1 protein-coding gene is annotated in these 655 nt (G+C 39.2%); it reads left to right on the top strand.

Annotated features, from left to right (window positions below; all coding sequences use genetic code 11):
• A partial coding sequence (locus WH277_RS02365; protein WP_339504189.1) for an ATP-binding cassette domain-containing protein occupies positions 1-655 on the top strand: 655 nt, incomplete at both ends.

Here is a 655-nt window from a genome sequence, read left to right as displayed (position 1 = left end):
GGGAAAGCCAGTGGCTGAATAAGTTAATAGATAGTATTAATAGTGGTATGAAACTTAGTCATATAAATATTTATTCTATTGGTGCAAATCAGCTTATTTTTGGTTTGGAATCGATAATTGTCCTGTATATTGCTGCTTTACAAATAATGGATGGCTCGCTTTCAATCGGCATGATGTTTGCCTTTGTGGCATACAAAACGATGTTTATTACCCGCTATCGTGCATTTATTGAAAAGCTGATGGAGCTGAAACTGCTTTATCTCCATCTTGAGCGCGTGTCTGATATTATTCAGACCAGCAAAGAAAATTTATTGCCTGATAGTCAATACGGTGCCACAAACCAGATTTCATCCGGGATGGACATTCAACTCGATGGAATAAACTATGCATTCAGTCCGATAGAGCTACCTTTATTTGTTGATGTTAATTTGAAAATAAAAGAGCGGGTGATTACTGCCATCGTTGGACCATCAGGCTGCGGGAAGTCAACCTTACTTAAAATAATGATGGGGTTACTTACGCCTGACTCTGGAAGGATTATGCTGGGAGGGGTTGATATCAGAGCATATGGCCTGGAGAAATACAGAGAGAACATCTCTACAGTATTGCAGTCTGATGAGCTGTTTTCCGGATCAATAGGAGATAATATTAGTGG

Origin of the sequence: Erwinia sp. MYb416 (assembly GCF_037479575.1) — a bacterium.
Classification (GTDB): domain Bacteria; phylum Pseudomonadota; class Gammaproteobacteria; order Enterobacterales; family Enterobacteriaceae; genus Erwinia; species Erwinia rhapontici.
This window is presented reverse-complemented; position numbering and strand designations above follow the sequence as displayed.